Annotated in this window: 18 protein-coding genes; 13 read left to right on the top strand and 5 right to left on the bottom strand. The window is 35.2% G+C overall.

Annotated features, from left to right (window positions below; translation table 11 throughout):
- The first annotated feature begins 45 nt into the window (after nt 1-45).
- The 5 genes from DS031_RS09305 to DS031_RS09285 all read left to right on the top strand — a co-directional run bounded on the left by DS031_RS09305 (nt 46) and on the right by DS031_RS09285 (nt 6,272).
- Complete coding sequence (locus tag DS031_RS09305; RefSeq protein WP_220182081.1) at nt 46-1,839, top strand: sensor histidine kinase; 1,794 nt, start codon at nt 46-48, stop codon at nt 1,837-1,839.
- A 9-nt stretch (nt 1,840-1,848) separates the two neighbouring features.
- Nucleotides 1,849-3,420: a response regulator gene (locus DS031_RS09300; protein ID WP_113805804.1), complete on the top strand. Its 1,572-nt coding sequence runs from the start codon at nt 1,849-1,851 to the stop codon at nt 3,418-3,420.
- A 183-nt stretch (nt 3,421-3,603) separates the two neighbouring features.
- Nucleotides 3,604-4,437, top strand: a complete 834-nt coding sequence (gene kduI / locus DS031_RS09295; protein WP_113805803.1) for a 5-dehydro-4-deoxy-D-glucuronate isomerase — start codon at nt 3,604-3,606, stop codon at nt 4,435-4,437.
- Between the two features lie 134 nt (nt 4,438-4,571).
- Nucleotides 4,572-5,327 (top strand): 2-dehydro-3-deoxy-D-gluconate 5-dehydrogenase KduD, encoded by a 756-nt coding sequence (gene kduD / locus DS031_RS09290; RefSeq protein WP_113805802.1) that lies wholly within the window; start codon nt 4,572-4,574, stop codon nt 5,325-5,327.
- 105 nt (nt 5,328-5,432) lie between these two features.
- On the top strand, nt 5,433-6,272 hold the full coding sequence (locus DS031_RS09285; RefSeq protein ID WP_113805801.1) for a sugar phosphate isomerase/epimerase family protein: 840 nt from the start codon (nt 5,433-5,435) through the stop codon (nt 6,270-6,272).
- A gap of 94 nt (nt 6,273-6,366) precedes the next feature.
- Here the strand turns inward: DS031_RS09285 and DS031_RS23575 are convergent, their stop codons facing one another.
- Entirely contained in the window at nt 6,367-6,537 is a 171-nt protein-coding gene (locus DS031_RS23575; RefSeq protein WP_181833076.1) for a hypothetical protein, read from the bottom strand.
- A gap of 375 nt (nt 6,538-6,912) precedes the next feature.
- Between DS031_RS23575 and cyoE the strand changes: the two genes are divergently transcribed.
- Together cyoE and DS031_RS09275 are read left to right on the top strand one after the other, a co-directional pair.
- Nucleotides 6,913-7,827, top strand: a complete 915-nt coding sequence (gene cyoE, locus DS031_RS09280; protein ID WP_113805800.1) for a heme o synthase — start codon at nt 6,913-6,915, stop codon at nt 7,825-7,827.
- Between the two features lie 204 nt (nt 7,828-8,031).
- Entirely contained in the window at nt 8,032-8,382 is a 351-nt protein-coding gene (locus tag DS031_RS09275) for a YppG family protein (protein WP_113805799.1), read from the top strand.
- Nucleotides 8,383-8,495: 113 nt separating this feature from the next.
- Here DS031_RS09275 and DS031_RS09270 read toward each other — a convergent pair whose 3' ends face one another.
- Entirely contained in the window at nt 8,496-9,227 is a 732-nt protein-coding gene (locus tag DS031_RS09270; RefSeq protein ID WP_342767234.1) for a hypothetical protein, read from the bottom strand.
- Between the two features lie 191 nt (nt 9,228-9,418).
- Between DS031_RS09270 and DS031_RS09265 the strand changes: the two genes are divergently transcribed.
- From DS031_RS09265 to DS031_RS09250, 4 genes are all read left to right on the top strand, one after another.
- Entirely contained in the window at nt 9,419-9,706 is a 288-nt protein-coding gene (locus tag DS031_RS09265) for a hypothetical protein (protein WP_113805797.1), read from the top strand.
- A 205-nt stretch (nt 9,707-9,911) separates the two neighbouring features.
- Nucleotides 9,912-11,813 (top strand): helicase-related protein, encoded by a 1,902-nt coding sequence (locus tag DS031_RS09260; protein ID WP_181833075.1) that lies wholly within the window; start codon nt 9,912-9,914, stop codon nt 11,811-11,813.
- Between the two features lie 191 nt (nt 11,814-12,004).
- A complete protein-coding gene (locus tag DS031_RS09255; protein WP_113805795.1) occupies nt 12,005-12,634 on the top strand; it encodes a LysE family translocator in 630 nt (209 codons plus the stop codon).
- A gap of 157 nt (nt 12,635-12,791) precedes the next feature.
- Nucleotides 12,792-13,580 (top strand): SDR family oxidoreductase, encoded by a 789-nt coding sequence (locus tag DS031_RS09250; RefSeq protein WP_113805794.1) that lies wholly within the window; start codon nt 12,792-12,794, stop codon nt 13,578-13,580.
- A gap of 164 nt (nt 13,581-13,744) precedes the next feature.
- On the opposite strand, the gene DS031_RS09245 is transcribed toward DS031_RS09250, so the two are convergent.
- Nucleotides 13,745-14,236 carry a CarD family transcriptional regulator gene (locus DS031_RS09245; RefSeq protein WP_342767235.1) on the bottom strand — a complete coding sequence of 164 codons (492 nt, stop codon included), beginning with the start codon at nt 14,234-14,236 and terminating at the stop codon, nt 13,745-13,747.
- A gap of 381 nt (nt 14,237-14,617) precedes the next feature.
- On the opposite strand from DS031_RS09245, the gene cspD reads away from it, so the two are divergent.
- Nucleotides 14,618-14,818 (top strand): cold-shock protein CspD, encoded by a 201-nt coding sequence (gene cspD / locus DS031_RS09240; RefSeq protein ID WP_113805792.1) that lies wholly within the window; start codon nt 14,618-14,620, stop codon nt 14,816-14,818.
- Between the two features lie 472 nt (nt 14,819-15,290).
- Entirely contained in the window at nt 15,291-16,328 is a 1,038-nt protein-coding gene (locus DS031_RS09235) for an HD domain-containing protein (protein WP_181833074.1), read from the top strand.
- Between the two features lie 58 nt (nt 16,329-16,386).
- Here DS031_RS09235 and DS031_RS09230 read toward each other — a convergent pair whose 3' ends face one another.
- Nucleotides 16,387-17,295, bottom strand: coding sequence for an EamA family transporter (locus DS031_RS09230; protein WP_113805790.1), 909 nt, complete (start codon nt 17,293-17,295; stop codon nt 16,387-16,389).
- 937 nt (nt 17,296-18,232) lie between these two features.
- A partial coding sequence (locus DS031_RS09225; RefSeq protein ID WP_113805789.1) for a response regulator occupies nt 18,233-19,020 on the bottom strand: 788 nt, incomplete at its 5' end.

Genomic DNA, 19,020 nt, shown 5'->3' with positions numbered 1-19,020 from the left:
GCATTATAATTGAGAGGGAAAAGTTCTTTTAGTGGGGTTATGTTAATGAGGTATGTGTGGAAAGAAACGATCAGAAAATACTTCTTATTCTCTTTCAAATCAACGATTCTAAGTTTATTTTTGCCTGTTATTATCATTTTTATTGGACTTACAGGACTAGTCTCTTATATGCTTGCCTCCAGTCAAATTGAAGATAACGCATATACGAACACCCAAGATACGGTGTTTCAGACGAAAAGTATTTTAGAAAACAAGTTATCAGATGCTTTTGAGCAGTTAGTGGCGCTTGCGAATGATCCGGCTATGTTATCTGTTATTGTGAAGGAACCGTCAGAAATTAAACCGGAAGATTATATTGAAGTAGATAAGCAGCTTAATCGTATTTACTCGAATTCCAATTCAATTATTGATTCGATTTTAGTAGATATCCACCAAGGAGAATTTGTGCTCGCCAAAAGTGAGTATCAAGTTGGAAATATTACGGTTGACTATGAAAAGTATTATAACTATAACAATTATAAGGGAAGCAAAGAAGGATATTATTGGCGCAACCTTCATCAAAATAATATATCGAGCCAAAATAATAGTGAAGTGATCAGCGTTTTTAAACGGATTGGAAAAGAGGATGCAAAAGTACAAGGTCTTATTTTATTTAATCTTAATAAAGATTTTTTTGAAAACGCTCTCAACAAGTCGTTGATTGGTGAGAACGGTTATCTTGCTTTAGTGAATAAACGTGATTATTTAACATTTAAATCAGTTGATCGTGAATACCAGCTTGATGATACAGTTTTACAATATATGAGCAGTTTGGAAGAAGAAAACGGCCGTCTTGAATTTCAGAAACCAGGCGGGGAAAAGATGCTTGTTATCTATGATACGATTGGCGTTAATAAATGGAAGGTTGCCGCCGTCTTCCCTGAAAAAGAAATTTTAAAGAAAATTAATTACATTAAATATGTCACATTTATGATCGTTATGACGCTCATTATTATTGCTGGTCTATTAGCGAGTTTTTTAGCAAAATATATTTCAAATCCATTGACTTCACTCGTGAAAGAAATGAATAAAATAAATGAAGATAATTTTGAAGTTAAGCTTAAGTCTAAGGGACCAAAAGAAATTAAAGTGCTTCATGGCGGCTTCAGTGATTTAATGAACCGAGCGAATGAATTATTAAAGAAAATAAGACAGGAACAGGAAGAGAAAAGACAGCTTGAACTTGCTGTCATGAATACGCAAATTAACCCGCACTTTTTGTATAATACACTTTATTCTATAAAAGGATTAAGTGATATGGGCTTAAATAAAGAGGCAAGCTCAATGATTACCGCTCTTTCTAACTTTTTTAGAATTAGTATTAGTAAAGGGCAGGAGATTATCAGCATTAAAGATGAAATTGAACATATTAGTAATTATTTATTTATTCAAGAAATGCGGTATGGCGATGATTTTTCCTATGAAATAAATGTTGATCCTGAGATTGAATCTTATAAGATTATTAAATTAACACTGCAGCCGTTAGTTGAAAATGCGATTTATCATGGGGTAAAACAAACTCGCGGCGAAGGCATTATTCAAGTAAACGGACGTATTGAAGGAGAGCATATTTGTTTTGAGGTAACAGATAATGGAGCAGGGATAAGTGAAGAGAAGCTGAAAGAAATTCACCATTCTCTTGAAAACAAACATAGTAACAATCAAAAAATTGGCTTTGGCTTAAGAAGTGTTCATGAACGAATTCGCATTCATTATGGAAACTCATATGGATTACGTTTTATGAGTGAGGCAGAAAAAGGGACAACTGCTAAGGTAATCATTCCTAAAGTAAAAGGATAGGTGAATGGGATGTATAAAATTGCAATCATTGATGATGACCGAATCATACGCCGAGGGTTATCTAATATTTTTTCACAGGAGAATTACGGCTTCCAGCTCGTTGGAACAGCGAGTGATGGGGAAAGAGGGTTAGAATTAATTGAAGAACAGCGCCCTCAAATTGTGATTTCTGATATTAATATGCCTTTTATGAATGGACTTGAAATGGCTCGCATCGTTAAAGAGAAGTATCCGGAAATAAAAGTGATTTTACTAACAGGATATGAAGATTTCAAGTATGCTCAGGAAGCGATTAAAGTGAGAGCGTTTGATTATATTTTAAAGCCGATTGATAGTGATGCGCTTGTTGCAAAAGTAAAGTTGGCTGCTGATGAGTGGGAAAAGGAGCAAAAAAAGGACAAGCAAATCCAGGAAGGAATGCCTCTTTTGCATGCCCAATTTTTTAAAAAGCTTATTTATAACGGAATTGAACCAAACCGAGTCAAAAAAGAGATGACTGATTTAGGCATTAAATTAAATGGCAGTAAATTTGCTGTTTTATTAATTAAAGTGGACGATCTTCAGCAGCTGAACGGAAAAAATTATAAAGAGGCTGTTCAGAGAATTTGTTCAAATGTGTTTAAAAATAAAATAGAAGGAATTGTCTTTGAATGGGATGGAGATGAATTAGCTGCTGTTCTTCCTTTCTCTCAACAGTTAATAGAGAATAATGAGGGGATTCATGATATTGCTGAACAAATTCGCTTTCATGTAAAAAATCATTTAAACACAACCGTTACCATTGCAGTAGGAAATGTGTATCAATCACTGACAGGCATCGTGCTTTCTTATCAAAGCGCACGAACAGCAATGGATCTTCGCCATATGATTGGCAAAGATACAGTGTTTTCCATAAAAAATTTTACATTTCCGATGCAGGTTAACAGCATGAATTTAAATGAATTAGAGGAAGAACTTGTTGAAAAAGTAACATTAGGTCTATCACATGAGGTATTAACAGTACTGGAAGAGATGAATAATCAGCTTATTGACCAAAAGTTTATTCGCCTTCATGAGATTCGATTAATGGCCATTCGTATTGTTGTTCTTCTTTTTCATGAAACTGAAAAATGGACAAAACAATTTGAAGAATCCAATTTAGATCTCACAAGTTCCTATAATAAAATGATGCAAATGCAAACAGTGGAAGAGATTTTTAATGAAATAAGTGATATCGCCGTTCGCTTGGCCAGCTATGCGAATACACAGAGAAAAAGCAAAGAGCCTACCTTAGTGGAAAAAGCCATGAAATATATCGAAGAAAATTATGATCAGGAAGGCCTCTCCCTTCAGCAGGTCGCTCGTGAAGTGCATGTAAGTGCAGCCTATTTAAGCAATATTTTTAAAGTGGAAAAAGGGATAAACTTTGGCGATTTTTTATTAAAAACCCGAATGAAAAAGGCGATGGAACTATTGCGTGACAAAAATATGAAAGCATATGAAGTGGCAGAAATGGTAGGCTACAGCAACCCGCAATACTTTAGTGTCTGCTTTAAAAAATATACAAATTATTCACCTGTCGACTTTAAAAAATTAGGATAATCGGTAATGTAGAAGTGAGGATGATTCTAATGAGTCAACCTCACTTTTTATATTTTTCTTAATTTAGTGTAAATTCATAAAAATATCAAACAGTTTAATAAAGATATTACATTCAGCCTTTCCTTTACTCTCTTTATAATTAGAGGTAAGAAAATTTGGTTTCAATTTTTAGGAGGGTTAATCATGGAAATTCGTTATGCAACAAATCCAGAACAAACAAAAACATATGATACTGAAAAGCTGCGCGATGAATATTTAATCGAACGTTTATTTGTCCCAGGAGAGCTGAAAATGGTGTACAGCCATGTGGATCGTTATATTATTGGCGGTGTCATTCCTAAAGGTAACACACTGCAGTTGGAAGCGGGCAAAAAGGAGATTGGCGCCGATTACTTTTTAGAACGTCGTGAGATTGGTATTATTAATGTAGGATCAGCAGGAGTTGTCACTGTTGATGGACAAGAATATGTACTCGAAACTAAAGATTGTCTTTATGTAGGGCTTGGCAATGAAGAAGTGACATTTACAAGTGAAGATGCAAACAGTCCGGCGCGTTTTTATTTTATTTCAGTACCTGCTCATAAACAATATGAAACTGTTAAACTTTCAATTAGTGAAGCGACGCCAACTCATTTAGGCGATATTAGCGGTTCGAATGAGCGGACTATTTATAAGTATATTCATCCAGATGGCATTCAAAGCAGTCAGTTAGTAATGGGGATGACGCTTTTAAAACCGAATAATATGTGGAATACAATGCCGTGTCATACGCATGAACGACGCTCAGAAGTTTATTTTTATTTTGATATGCCGGAAGATGGCACTGTTTTTCACTTTATGGGACAGCCAAATGAAACCCGTCACCTTGTCGTCAGAAATGAACAAGCTGTTATTTCTCCAAGCTGGTCTATTCACAGCGGTGTTGGTACGAATAATTATACGTTTATTTGGGCAATGGCCGGTGAAAACCAAAGCTTTAATGATATGGATATGATTGAAATGAAAGAGTTAAAATAACTGTTCAACAAAATATTAGCGATTACAACTTAACGTTTTTATAGGGCTGTCTCAAAAGCATAGAGTTAGACTCTAATGAGACACCCCCAATTCCCTTTATTATCGTAATTTAAACGATCGAGAGGTAGATAATGATGAGTCAATTTGATCTTACTGGGAAAACAGCGCTTGTAACCGGAGGAGCAAGTGGATTAGGAAGAGGGATGGCGCTTGGTCTTGCGAAAGCTGGTGCAGATATTGCTTTAGTGGCTTTTAATAACAAAAATATGGAAACAAAGGAAGAGATTGAAGCTCTTGGCAGAAAGGTGCTGCAAATTCAGGCTGATTTAAGTGAAGAAAACAGCTGCGAAGAAGTAGTTAAGCAGGTAAGCGAGGCTTTTGGGAAAATTGATATTCTTGTTAATAATGCTGGCATTATTCGCCGTACCCCGGCTGCAGAGCATTCGAGAGAAGATTGGAATGCTGTGATTAATCTTAATCTAAACTCTGTTTATCTATTAAGTCAATTAGTGGGGCGGGAAATGATTAAACAGGGATCAGGAAAAATTATTAATATTGCCTCCATGCTTTCTTATCAAGGCGGCATTAACGTACCTGGTTATACGGCAAGTAAGCATGGTATAGCAGGATTAACAAAAGCGCTTGCGAATGAATGGGCTGAGAAAGGTATTCAAGTTAATGCAATCGCTCCAGGATATATGGCCACTGCTAATACGAAACAGCTTCGTGAAGATTCGAAACGTTCTGAGCAAATTTTAGAACGTATTCCAGCAGGCAGATGGGGAGCGCCGGAAGATTTAGCAGGACCTGTCGTGTTTCTTGCATCAAGAGCAGGTGACTATGTAAACGGTCATATTCTTAATGTGGACGGCGGTTGGATGTCGCGTTAATGAGTTCGAAAAGGTTTTTGGAAGATTGGGAGATAGGTTAAAAGGTTTATTTAAAATGAAGGAACTTTCTGTATAGGGAAGTTCCTTTTGTTAGGAGGATTGATGATGTCAGTTGGTGTGTTAGCTCATTTGTTTGGAAAGCTGCCGTATAAAGAACTTGCTTATAAGATAGGGTCATATGGCTTTAATCATGTCCAGCTCGCTTTATGGAAAGCTTTAAATAATTATGATTTTAGTAAAGCAGGCTTATTAAGTCCGGGTTTAGCAGAGGATATTGCTGAAGAATTTGATAAGCATGATGTTTCAATTTCGGTGCTCGCTTGTTATCTTCACTTATTTGAACGCGATGAGGAAAGAAGACGTGAAAACATTGAACGCTTTAAAGAATTACTTCGATATGCTCGTTGTTTTGGTTCTCATATTATTGCGGCGGAAGTTGGGAAACTTCCAAACAATGATTTCAATGAACATGACTGGATCACATTGAAAGCGACAATCGAGGAACTTGTTGAAGAAGCGGAAAAGTGGGGTGTGTACATTGGCTTAGAACCTGCTAATGAACACCTTATTGGAACTGCGGCATCATTAAATCAAATGCTTAGTGAAGTACCTTCTTCTCACCTAGGAGTTGTTTTAGATCCAGGCAATTTACTAACAACAGAAAATTTTTATGAACAAGATCGTGTCATTGAAGAAGCATTTGGCCTATTAGGGAATCGAATTGTTGCTTGTCATGCTAAGGATCGCATTCTTGGGGGGAATGGACAAATTCAAACCGTTCCTCCAGGACAAGGACAGATGAATTATCCTTTATATTTAAAGCTTTTAGAGCAGTATAAGCCGCAAGCTCGAATTATTATGGAAGCAGCAAAAGAGCATCAAATGGTAGATTGTAAGCATTACATTGAAAAAATATGTAATAGCGTTGTAAACAGTAGTATTTAAACATATACTGTTAGCTTTTCTTTTTTAGCATGGATTTTAAACTAACAAACCCCACTCCAAAGATGAGTGGGGTTTGTTAGTTTATATTCAGTTTTCATGAAACGGTTTCCCCCACTCCTTCATTAGATTCAAAAATTATATCTATTATTTGTTGAATCATACTAATTTTATCCGTAAACAGTAAGACAGGTAAAAATATTGTCATCATAACCACTAAAAGTATTGGCAGTACAGTATAATTGAACGCTTTTTTCACGATTGTCATAGTATTCACTCCTTTGTTTTATTACATTCACTATATCATGTTCAGAAAATTCACAAAGTTTTCTTGTGAGTTAATCTTACTCATTTTTTAAGTGAGAATATTATTTATGTAAGATAATCTTGCGTCCTTGAAGATATAGACTTTGAAAAATAATTATTAAATTTGTCACATAAATGGAGTCGCATAACAAGTCTCCTCATGTACAATAAGTTGTGCAGACTTTTTTATGTTTATATGAAGAAAATAGACTTTAAAGGTAAAGTTGGTTATAATTACATTTTGGTTTTATGGATAAAATCATCAGAAAGCATCAACTTTTTGATAAAATAAAAAGCAGACAAAATCTGTAATAAATTAGATGAGGTGGTGGGTCTTTTGAAAACTACAGTAACTTCTGCTGCACCAGTCTCGCATGTGAAACAATATTTTTCATGGAATGTGCTTAGTAAAATTATTAAAACAGGGATTATTAAATCTAATTTAATTGGGACACTTGCGGGATTGTGTTTAGCATTGTATATAAATGGCTTCAGTTTTATGGAAGGACTTCCGTTTGCGGCTTTAAGTTTAATAGGGACAGCTCTTGTGATCGGTGGTTCGTGTTCAATTAATAATTTTTACGATCAAGATATTGATATTATTATGGAGCGTACGAAAGAACGTCCAACGGTAAATGGGGACATTAATCCGAAGTTTGCATTATGGTTTGGGGTTTTTCAAGTACTTGCCGGTGTAATTGTCTTAGCGAATGCTTCTTTATTAGCGGCCTTAATGGGCTTTTTAGGCTTTGTTTTTTATGTGTTTTTCTACACAATGTATACGAAAAGACGAACAGTTTATAATACAGAGGTTGGAAGTATTTCGGGAGCGATGCCGCCGCTAATCGGATGGTGTGCGGTATCTTCAGACTTGTTTCATCCATTTGCGATTGGGTTATTTCTACTTATGTTTTTATGGCAGCCGCCGCACTTTTACGGACTTGCGGTAAGAAGAGTAGAAGAGTACCGCAGTGCGGGAGTACCGATGCTTCCTGTGACAAAAGGAATGCTGCGTACGAAGATTCAAACACTTGTTTATTTAGTATTGCTATTACCCGTACCGCTGTTCTTTCAAACGCTTGGAAATCTTTTTGTATGGACAATGACTCTATTAACAGTAGGGTGGATTGTCATTGGATTATTAGGATTTAATAAAATGGAAGACCAAAAGTGGGCGAAAGTAATGTTTGTTTACTCGCTCAATTACATTATGATTGTATTAGGGTTGATGGCGGTATTAACAGTATTTTAAACGCTATAAAAGAGATCATAACCAAGGAGCAAACATGTTCCTTGGTTTTTTGTTTACAACTATTTGTTATGCTTGTTCAGATGAACTAAATATAGAACCTATTTTTATTATATGAATTTCCTTGGTAGTTTGACCTAGAATGCGCCCTTTCTTTTTAAGGATTATGACATATAGTAATAGAAAAGGTGTAATAAAGGAAAAGAGGTGTTTAAGATTTTTTACTATGATGATCGTAATCGATGGAGGCAGCCGCATCCATTTGATGGTATGATGTTTGGGCAAAGCGGGTTTCCGCCACAAGGATCACCGCCATTTCACCCACCGCCGCAAGGATTTCCGCCGCATTATCAGCAGCCATCATTTTTTCATCAAGGCCCGCCAATGCCGCCTCCATTTTATCAACCGCCGCCGTTTTTACAAGGACAGCTTGGTGCCTTTTTTAAAGATAAAGACGGAAAATTTGATTTTAACAAGGTAAAATCGACTGCTGGCTATGTAATGAATGGGTACAATATGATTAAGCAGGTGTCCCCAATTTTGTCGTTGTTTAAATAGGAGAGATAATTGGGATGCTTTCTTTGCAAGAGAAACTACATGTTTGTAGGCATAATAAGCACGAGTATAAAAAACGAGAGAAGACGAAGCTTGCTCTCGTTTTTTTACTGTTTTTAAATGAGGAGTAGAAGTGATGTATATAGGATGACACCTGCAGAAAAAGCCCAAAAGTTGCTGTCGCGTTCTTCAGGAAGTTCTTCTTTTAAAACATTTAACACGACACCACCAGCAAGGAAAGAGAAAAGTATTGCAATTGCCGCTTCACTTACTTCTTCAATCATGCCAAAGCCCCAGCCGAGGAAGATGGAAAAAGACAAGAGCCAGCGTCCGTATTGATCATAGCTTTGTTTATGTGTTTCGCGGAGACTGTGATCGTTTGAAATAAAGTGAAGAGCAAGCGCAAAAAAATAAAGACCCATCTCTGTAAATTCTTTGCTTTCGCCCCGAACGAGAAGATAGCCGATTAAGGCATTGTACACACAAAATGCTAGAATATGAATCCAAAAAGCCCCTGCTCCTGCATGGTGTTTATCACGCTTTCTTTCATTTCGCTTTTTTGAAACCATTACCATTCTTTCTAATCCGTAGAAGATAACTAGACCAATCATTGCAAATAAGTACACATGATGTTCAGAGAGAAAGAAGTTTTTAAATGTTTCTCCCTCGTGAAGGATGTCTTGATGTTCCTTAAGTTCAGGTAGAATATGAACAAAAATATAAGCAACTGAAATGCCGCCTGTTACAGAAAGAAGTCTGCTTCTTGGTACAACAGTTAAAAACTTCATATATTTTGATGTTAAATGAACAGCGATAAAGCCAAGCGCAAACAATAAGCTAATAATCACTAGAATAACTCCAATCTTTTTTCTGTTTTTATTCCCGTTAAGGTTTATAAAAAACATTCGTGTTATTGATTTACTTTAAAGATTGTACATATGTTGTCGTTATATACATAATTAATAAAGATAGAGAGGCCTTGTAATGATCTAATAAATGAATTGTCATGACTTTATAGTTAAGTGATTGGAGGGATAAAATGAAAAAATGGTACAGTTATTCTCTTATGGCTATATTATTAATGATAGGTTCCATTTATTTTCTGACAGCGGGAATTAGTAAAAACAGTGCGATTGAGATTGTAAAAGGTAATTATGGAGAAAATATTGAAATTCATGATATTCAAAATAAGCAAGGGTTTTATAGAGTTTCGGTTAGTGATATGAGTCAGTGCCAACATCTCGTTGTACAAATTAACGGGAAAAATGGATTAATTATGTTTGCTGATAAAACAGGAAACCCTTGTGAAGAAAGCTTGGAATATTAGTTTCTGAGCTTTTTTGTTTACATAAATTCAGTGAATAAAGCAGAAATCCTTTAATCTTTGCTGTTTTTTTGGGACAATATAAATAAAGAGTTGTTTACTTTTATTATTAAAATAGTTAATAATAGACTATTTTAAGCACTAATTTTTATCTTTTATCTTTTAAGTTATGCAGCGTGGTCAGAATAACAGGACAGGAGTGGTTGGGATGAACCTAAAACTAAAACAGCTCAAGAAAATTGAGCGCATCAAACAGCGATTTGAATTATTTGATGTCGTGGAAACAGGGAAATTTTACACCGCATTTGATCAAGAACAAACCCTTCGCACTCTCCTGCAGCAGTTAAAAGGAACGATGACAAAAATTGACCGCCTTCTCGGACAAGGCACTGAGTATGAAGAGGCGGCAGTGCTTGCTGAAAAAATAAAGAAACGAATTGAAGAAGCTTCTCGTGCGCTTTTAGAAGAATTTAATGTGCATTATCAAACAAACTTTACATTAGAAGAAGTAATGGAAAGTCATGAAAACTTTTATTATTCGGAAGGGTTAATGCCAACGATCCGGCGAAAAAAGATGCTCCAGCACGTATTTAATCGAGAGTTAAGTTCAATTCTGCCGCCGCACCCAAAAGATGAATTTCCTGAAACGAGAAGACTAAAAAGAACGATTGTTATTCATACAGGGCCGACGAATTCTGGGAAAACATATCATGCTCTTGAACGATTAAAAAAAGCAAAAAATGGGTTGTATCTCGCACCTCTAAGACTTCTGGCGCTTGAAGTATATGAACGGCTGAATACAGAAGGAGTACGCTGTAATTTACTAACAGGTGAAGAAGAGATCGGTCACCCGAACATCCAGCACACTTCATCAACAATTGAGAAAGCGGATTTTTCAAAAATTCACGATGTAGTTGTAATTGATGAAGCGCAAATGGTTGGTGATTCGCAGCGGGGAAATGCTTGGACGAAAGCCATTTTAGGAATTCAGGCAAGTGAAATTCATATTTGCTGTTCACCTATTGGGCTGGGTATTATCAAAAGGCTGTTACATGATTGTGGCGATGAATATGAAATAAAGACGTATAAACGTCAAACGCCGTTGGTTTTTGAGGATAAGCCTTTTCATTTTCCTAAAGATGTTCAAAAAGGTGATGCCTTAATTGTATTTTCAAGAAAAATGGTTCTTCAAGTTGCCGCCGCACTTGCTGATCAAAAAGTAAAAGCGAGCGTCATTTATGGAAATTTACCGCCGGATACAAGAAGAAAGCAAGTTGAGCTTTTTTTAAGCGGGGAAACGCATGTTGTAGTAGCTACCGATGCAATTGGGATGGGGATGAATTTACCGATTAAACGGGTTGTTTTTTTGGAAACCGAAAAGTTTGATGGGGAAGAGCAGAGAGAGCTTACTGTACAGGAAATTAAACAAATCGCCGGTCGGGCTGGACGAAAAGGGATGTATGAAAAAGGGTTTGTTAATACACTTACAAGAAAACTGTTTGTGAAATCAGCGCTTACAAAAGAAGATCTACCGCTAGAATGTGCCTATTTAGCGCCAATGGAAAAAACTATTTTAAAGCTTCCGTTTGGTACACTAGAAGAACGATTAAAAGCATGGGCCGATTATGAAATAGAGGTGCCGTATTTTAAACGAATTGATATTAGCACACAGCTAAACTTGCTTCAATATGCGAAAAATTATGAAGCGGTGTTAACGTATGAACAACTTTACCGAGCAATCTATGTTCCGTTTGCTGAACGAAATGACACGCTGGTTAGTCGATGGCTTGCCTATTTAGAAGAGCTTTCTGAACATGAGCCTTTACTGCCAAAACCAAGGCAGAATACACGAAATTTGGAAGAGCTTGAAACGTACTTTAAAGAGCTTGATTTATATTATGCATTTTCAAAAACCTTTCATTTTGATCTTGATGAAAGCTGGGTAAAAACAAAGCGGGAGCAAATATCAAAGGAAATTCATCAGCAGTTAACTACGAAAATTAGACAATATAAAAGAAAATGTTCTTCATGCGGAAAAGATCTTCCGTGGAATGCAATTCATGGTCTTTGCAATAAGTGTTATGTGAATCGTTGGGAGAATTATATATAGATAATAGGACGTGTTTGCGATAAAAGCGGCACGTCTTTTTTTGCGGTACATTTTTCGAATAAATATAGCTGCTAAATTTTTTTGAAAACAGCATTTATTAGCAGGAGCTGTTTGCCTGTTTATCATGCTTCTAAATCTCGTTACATGCTCATTTAATTAAATAGAGACAAGCATGTAAGGAGTGTCTATATATGACTCAATTAATTGGTTTTATCGTTCTCGGTTTATCAATCGCAGCGCCTATTGGTCCAATTAATGTTGAAATTATGAAAAGAGGAATCTATAACGGATTTTGGTCATCTTTTTTAGTGGGCTGCGGCGGGATGTCTTCTGATTTAATACTGATGTTTTGTATGTATTTTGGTTTAGCTGCTTTTTTACAAGCGCCAATGATTGAAATGATCTTATTGCTGCTTGGATCGGTTGTGCTGACATCAATGGGTGTACAAAGTATGAATTTGAAAAGGGAGGCGCCTAAGTTAGAAGATCGCAATGAGCAAAGAGGAAGCTATTTAAATTCGTATTTGACTGGTGCGATAATCGCTGCCTTTAATCCAATGAATTTATTATTTTGGATGGGGATTTACGGCTCTGTATTAAGTACATCACTAGCGAGTTCTGATAAAGTACAAGCTTTTGTAAACAGTACAGCCGTATTTATTGGAATTGGGATGTGGAATTTAAATCTTGCGATGACTGTACACTTTGGCAGGCTTCTTGTAAAACCGAATTTGTTAAAATGGATTAGTTTCTTTGCAGGTGCAGTGTTAGTATTATATGGTATTCGCTTTGGATATGAAGCATTTCTAAAACTTTTTTAAATTATATAAAAGCAAATCTCGAAAACGTGTAAAAAAATAATGGTTTAATAAGTGGAAAAATGAGGGAATATCAACCTTGAAACATTATTGTGGCATTACATAAGGTCTTCTCTTAAGGATAAATTAATAGCAAAATCTTTTATTTGGAGGTTTTTAGATGAAGGAAAAATCGCTAATAAATAAAGTGGCAGTTGTCACAGGTGCGGGGTCTGGAATAGGCAAAGCTACGTCTGTACGGTTAGCAAAAGCTGGTGCGAAAGTAGCGTTAATTGATTTAAAAGAAGAACATGCTGTGAAAGTAAAAGAAGAAATTGAAGCAGTTGGTGGTGAAGCGCTGATTACCGATACCGATGTTAGTAATCCACAGCGGGTAGAAGAAAGTATGGATAAGATTGTTAGCCAGTGGGGTAGACTTGATGTTGTTTTTGCGAATGCTGGTATTAATGGAACATTAGCTCCAATTGAAGATTTGTTACCGGAAGATTGGGATCAAACGATTACAACAAATTTAAAAAGTACATTTCTAACAGTAAAATACGCTGTACCACATATGAAGGAAAATGGTGGGAGTATCATTATTACGAGCTCGATTAATGGAAACCGTAAATTTTCTGGGTTTGGTATGGCAGCCTATAGTTCTTCAAAAGCGGGGCAAATGGCGTTTGGAAAAATGGCCGCATTAGAGCTCGCACGTTATAAAATTCGGGTTAACATTATTTGTCCGGGGGCCATCGAAACGAACATCGGGGAAAATACTCATCCAGATGAAGAACATTTAAAAAAGATTAAAATTCCGGTAAACTATCCACAAGGAAGTCAACCGCTTGAACATAAACCAGGTACACCTGAGCAAGTTAGCGACCTTGTTCATTTTCTTGCTTCTGATGCTTCAAGTCATATTACAGGAACAGAGCTGTTTATTGATGGAGCAGAATCCTTATTATAATCAATAGGGTTAGGCGTGGAAAAACATCGTTTCGCACGTTAAGGTCAAAATCAACAAGCGTTATATAGTGAATAATATAAATAAGCCTAAGGAAGCACCGGGGATATTCCGTAATGTTTCCTTAGGCTTACTATAAGAATCGAGATTGTATAGAAACGGTTAGTTTAGCGATAATCCGTTGCTTCGTTCAATAAGTGAGTTGCTTGTTCTTCGACCATGCCTTTTACCATCATTAGTTCACTAATTAAAATTTCACGGGCATGATCAAGCATTTTTTTGTCGCTTGTGCCGAGTTTTTTATTTTTATTTAAATGCATTAAATCGTTAATTACTTCTGCTGCTTGATGAATATCGCCGCTTTTCATTTTAGTCATATTAATGCGATGTCTATGAAGAGGATTAACCGATGTATCGGCTTCTGTTTCATTAAAATTCTCTAATAAGTTTTCTAAAATATCAGCTTCAACAACCTGTCGAACCCCTAAATTTTCTGTATTATCAACAGGGATCATAATTTGCGTGTTTCCAAATGTTGTTTTTATTACATAGTAAAGGCGTTTTTCTCCGAGAATTTCCTTTTCCTCAATTGCTTCAATAACACTTGCGCCATGCATTGGATAAACAATTTTATCACCAATTTGAAACAATAAATACACCTCCAATTAAAGTCAACTTCTTAATTGTAACACATTATTTCAAAAAACACAAAATTTTAAAATAACATATTTATTTATTTTGTGTCAATACATTTTTAATAATTAAATAAATCTTTCTTTATACCACGGATTTATTATTTATCATGCCCAAAAAATAGATAAAATTGTAAACGTTTTCTTTACTTTTAAGTTATTTCATGATATAGTGAATTTAAATCATTTTGTATTTCATTATATAAAGATTTAAATGAGCTGTAACTTCAAGGGGGATGGCACGATTAAATCTTCTTAAAGTTAGCAGTTTTTTTATGTTTTGATTATTTGCAAAATGATTGAAAAATGAATATGTACATATAGGTACATTTTAGGAGGATTTTTTTAATGCAAAACGGTAAAGTAAAATGGTTTAACGCTGAAAAAGGTTTTGGATTTATCGAAGTTGAAGGTGGAGACGATGTATTCGTACACTTCTCAGCAATTCAATCTGAAGGTTTCAAATCTTTAGACGAAGGTCAAGAAGTTGAATTCGAAATTGTTGAAGGCAACCGCGGACCTCAAGCAGCTAACGTAACTAAAAAGTAATCAACTTATGGAGAAGGGGAAACCCTTCTCCTTTTTAAATTATTTAAAGTGTCGTCTTTCTTTTATGAAATCTTTATCTTGCTTTTGAAAGACGTCTAGTATACACGCACCGATAATCTCCTCTTTCGTTCCTTTTAAAAGCTCTGCTCCTGATTAATATATAATATTTTATGATCGTCATGAATAACGGTCGTTTCAAATGTTGAATCCTCAAGCTAAATTTATACAGTACTAATGTTACTCTTATTCTAGTAATATTCCAACCGTTCAGAAAATCTTTATTCCATTTTTGTGGGTGATTATGAAAGGTTTAAAAAGCTCGTAAACTTTCTTTTCTTTCTGCAACAAAAGAGAGGATAGTTATGGTATATTATGATGCATAATACTGTAAAATAAACAGTATTTTTGTCGAAATGACATTTAATAGATTAAGAAAATACTTGATTTGTTTCATTTTCGAAAGGAGAAAATGATGATTGAAGAACTCATATCTCAAGAGAATTTCTTAAATTATATTTTAAATTCCATTGATGAAGCCCTTATCGTAGTCGATCATGAGTTGAACGTAAAATATGTGAATCCAACGGCTGAAATGTTTTTAAAGCTAGAAGGCCTTACATATAAAGATAAAAACTTTTATAGTGATTTAAATTTACTAGAAAAAAATACTTCAAATAAAAAAACTGTCCTAGAAGAAGTGATGGAAACAGGGCGAGCGAAAAAAGGAATTATTAGAAAGACGAAAAATAATAAACAATTATCAATTAATGTTTATCCATTAATAGAAGAGGGAGTAAAAAAAGGAGTACTTATCACCGCGCAGGATGTAACAGACCTTCTAGCAATGCAGGATGAACTGGACCGCGCTTTCGCTTTAACACTGCCAAATAGTAAAGTCGAAAATAAGCTGAAAAATACAGTAGAATACAAAGATCGTTATGACGCTGAAACAGGGATGATTACAATAACAGAAATCATTTCTGATGGAGGGTATCGTCATGTTGTCAATTGTCTGAGACTATTATCTAATTTATATCAGCAGGGCATTACGAAAATCATTGGAATCGAAAAAGATCAATTGGTACAAGCTTTTATCTTTCATGATTTAGGGAAATCGCAGCCTATACTTGCTGTTGGCGATGTGGTCGATCCAAAAGAAGTGTTTGAAGACGGCAAACTTCATGCTTACCGGGGGGCGGAAATTGCGAAGAGTTTTTATCATCTGGATGATGATATTGTGCAAATTATTCATTTTCATCATCACGGTGAACGGGAGCTTCCTGAAACATTTCCATGGCGTTTGCGGCCTATGTTTCGGTTATTTCAATTAATTGACGGCTTATCCGCTGCGATGACAAGAGGAGAAGTAGAAGTTCATTTTACAGTCCAGGATTGTGTCATTACAGTAACAGAAATCAATCAACGGCCGCAGTATAATGGAACATGGAAAGTTGATTTGTTTACAGGACAGCGAATAAAAATATCTGATAAGCATATGACATTTGTGTAGAAATGTCATCCATAATAAATCAGCTCGCTTCATTTTAATGAAGCGAGCTGATTTATTTTTATATTCTTTGTTTGCTTTGAACTTTAAAAATCACTGGAACTTTCATTTTTTTTGTATTACCAATGATAATTCCTCCTAAAATAAGAGCAACGCCAGTCCACTGTAACAGGCTTACATCTTCTGATAATACAAATGCTGACATGGTCACTGCAACAGGAAGTTCTGAAGCTGCGAGTATTGTTCCAAGTCCTGGTCCGACATGCGGCATTCCGATTGAAAAGAATAACGGCGGTAAAACGACACCAAATATACCAAGAATTAAGCCATGTGGAGTTATACCTGTTAAGGTTGATAAATCAAAGAGAAATACTGGCGGAAATAATAGAAAAGTAACCGTCATAGCTCCAGTTGAAAGAAGCGCACTTTTTTGAATAGATGGCACATTTTTGCCGATACTCCCGCTTAAAAATATAAATAATGAAAAAGTAAAAGCAGATAGTATGCCGAAAAATGCTCCCTGCCAAGAGACAGCTTTTATACTTTCTACAAAAAGTCCTGCTGCTAAAATCGATCCTGAAAGAAGAATCACAATCGAAACAACCTTGCTTGATGATGGTCTCTTTTTATAAAAAACCCATTCAATTAATATGCCGATCCAAATAAATTGAAACAAAAAAATAATCGCCAGTGACGCATCGAGCGTTTGTAAAGATTGATAATAAAGGAGCCCTGTTAATCCCATCGGTGTTCCGGCTAAAATAATTTTAAAGGTTTCAAGAAAACTAGTTTTTTTCTTCTTTGAAAAAATAGTCACCATCCAAATAATCAATGTACCAAACAAAACTTGACTCCCGGTTACCTCAACCATGGAATAACCAGCAGCGTAAGCAAGCTTGACAAACGTAGATAATATCCCAAGACAGCATCCACCGATAAATACCACTAATGCATAATGCCAAGTTTTCATTATAAATTACCCTCTTTCCTTGAAATAAAAAACACAAAAAGCCACACGACTGTTATAAGACAGTCGTGTGGCGAAAAGTAGAGTTACCTCTAGAAAAGTCCACAATTCCATAAAGATTTTAATATTTAATTTCCAAAGTGAATTATAACTGAAAGATTGGTTAATTACAATGTTTAATTTATTTTTTGAAAGAAAAATTAGTTAAGAATAGCTTGACGGTAGGCTCTATTATTTTTAAGTAAACGGGTGATAGCTGGTGAACAGTTGATTCTAGATTAGTCTTTAGGAAATAATCACAAATAAATAAAAATTAAAAATTCCAATTTGACGGAAAATAATCGTCTATTAATGTCGAATACTGTTATAGATAGTGTTTCGTGGTTATATCAAGTAATAACAGCGTAGATGAGGCTGACTCAAAAGGTCATTCAAAATGACTTTTTAGAGACAGCTTTTTTGATTTAATTTTTGGGTTTTGGTGTGAAACTAGCTTAAAAACTTAGGCTGTATCGTAAGTACCACATGTAAAATAATCTCCGGTTCATAATAGTTGTATAAAAAAGTGCAAAATGCATAGTTACCATGACAAACGGTATAGAGGGGAGCGTTTTTAGCACACCGCTGTGTCAACTCCACTAATGTTAAGCTTGATGAAATTTAACAATCCATTTAGAAACATTAGAACCCCCACTTCAACCGTAGATAACAGGGGGTCATATATCAAGGAATGAACTAAATAAAGCTGCTGAACGAGAAGACATAAAAAGTGTTGATTTGATATGTATTCTTTCTTTGATCAGGATGAAAGTGAAGCAAAAGAACGAGTATATAATTGGTAAGGCTGAAAACTGCTTGGAAAGATTAAAAATATATGATCGTGAAAAGAATTTTTAAGAGACGGCAATTGCTATCGTTACAAACAACTTCCAAAATCAATTTACATGATTCGTTTGGCTTCAAAATAGAGAACTTGAATAAATTTTTTCATGTTAATCCGAGTAGGTGAAGGAGGTACTGTTGATTCGTTAGTTAATTCATTCATTTTTTTGCGTACTGTTGTAAAATCAAAAAAAAGGGAAGCGTAATTTTCAAATTTTGGATTTGAAAAATCAGTAAGTCCAAGAGATGCTAAATGCTCTAATGACTGGTAAATAGCTCTTCGAACACGTTGTTTAGAAGCTTTTCTCTCTTTTATTAATTCCATCTCTGTCGCTTTTTTTCCATATTTCTTTTCTGCCAAATTATCAAAAGTTTCTTTAAGGGAAGGGAAACCATTGTCAAAGCTGTGTTCTTTCTCATAATTAAATAAAATATGTAATATATCTAACAAGTCTTTACTACCTTTTTCACCAGCGATACCTAATTCAGATAAAAGGAACCGTCCAGAAGTTACGATATTGTTATCCTTAAATGAATTTTCCCTTTGAACACTTTGGGAATCAAAGTGAAGTACATTATTTAATGATTTGTGAATGTCTTGTAGCGATTTTTCTAAGCGAGTATGTTCGATAACCTTCCGTATAACAGCTAATACTTCGACTTTATTAATTGGTTTCGTAATATAATGATCGATTCCGAGCAAATAGGCTTCACCAATCAATTCTTTTGACTCCACTTGAGAAATCATAATAATTTTCCCTTTAAATGTTGGTTTTATATAACGAATGGTCTCAATTCCGTCTCGAATTGGCATTAATAGATCAATCAATAAAATATCTACTTGTT

This window comes from Bacillus taeanensis, assembly GCF_003318295.1.
Classification (GTDB): Bacteria; Bacillota; Bacilli; order Bacillales; family UBA6769; genus Maribacillus; species Maribacillus taeanensis.
Note: the sequence above shows the minus strand (reverse complement) of the source record. Positions and strands in the feature narration are given on the sequence as shown.

Excerpts from the sequence above, each read along its gene's own strand:
- DS031_RS09305 (WP_220182081.1), top strand. The coding sequence starts at position 46 with ATGAGGTATGTGTGGAAAGAAACGATCAGAAAATACTTCTTATTCTCT.
- DS031_RS09300 (WP_113805804.1), top strand. The coding sequence starts at position 1,849 with ATGTATAAAATTGCAATCATTGATGATGACCGAATCATACGCCGAGGG.
- kduI (WP_113805803.1), top strand. The coding sequence starts at position 3,604 with ATGGAAATTCGTTATGCAACAAATCCAGAACAAACAAAAACATATGAT.
- kduD (WP_113805802.1), top strand. The coding sequence starts at position 4,572 with ATGAGTCAATTTGATCTTACTGGGAAAACAGCGCTTGTAACCGGAGGA.
- DS031_RS09285 (WP_113805801.1), top strand. The coding sequence starts at position 5,433 with ATGTCAGTTGGTGTGTTAGCTCATTTGTTTGGAAAGCTGCCGTATAAA.
- DS031_RS23575 (WP_181833076.1), bottom strand. The coding sequence starts at position 6,537 with ATGACAATCGTGAAAAAAGCGTTCAATTATACTGTACTGCCAATACTT.
- DS031_RS09265 (WP_113805797.1), top strand. The coding sequence starts at position 9,419 with ATGAAAAAATGGTACAGTTATTCTCTTATGGCTATATTATTAATGATA.
- DS031_RS09260 (WP_181833075.1), top strand. The coding sequence starts at position 9,912 with ATGAACCTAAAACTAAAACAGCTCAAGAAAATTGAGCGCATCAAACAG.
- DS031_RS09255 (WP_113805795.1), top strand. The coding sequence starts at position 12,005 with ATGACTCAATTAATTGGTTTTATCGTTCTCGGTTTATCAATCGCAGCG.
- DS031_RS09250 (WP_113805794.1), top strand. The coding sequence starts at position 12,792 with ATGAAGGAAAAATCGCTAATAAATAAAGTGGCAGTTGTCACAGGTGCG.
- cspD (WP_113805792.1), top strand. The coding sequence starts at position 14,618 with ATGCAAAACGGTAAAGTAAAATGGTTTAACGCTGAAAAAGGTTTTGGA.
- DS031_RS09235 (WP_181833074.1), top strand. The coding sequence starts at position 15,291 with ATGATTGAAGAACTCATATCTCAAGAGAATTTCTTAAATTATATTTTA.
- DS031_RS09230 (WP_113805790.1), bottom strand. The coding sequence starts at position 17,295 with ATGAAAACTTGGCATTATGCATTAGTGGTATTTATCGGTGGATGCTGT.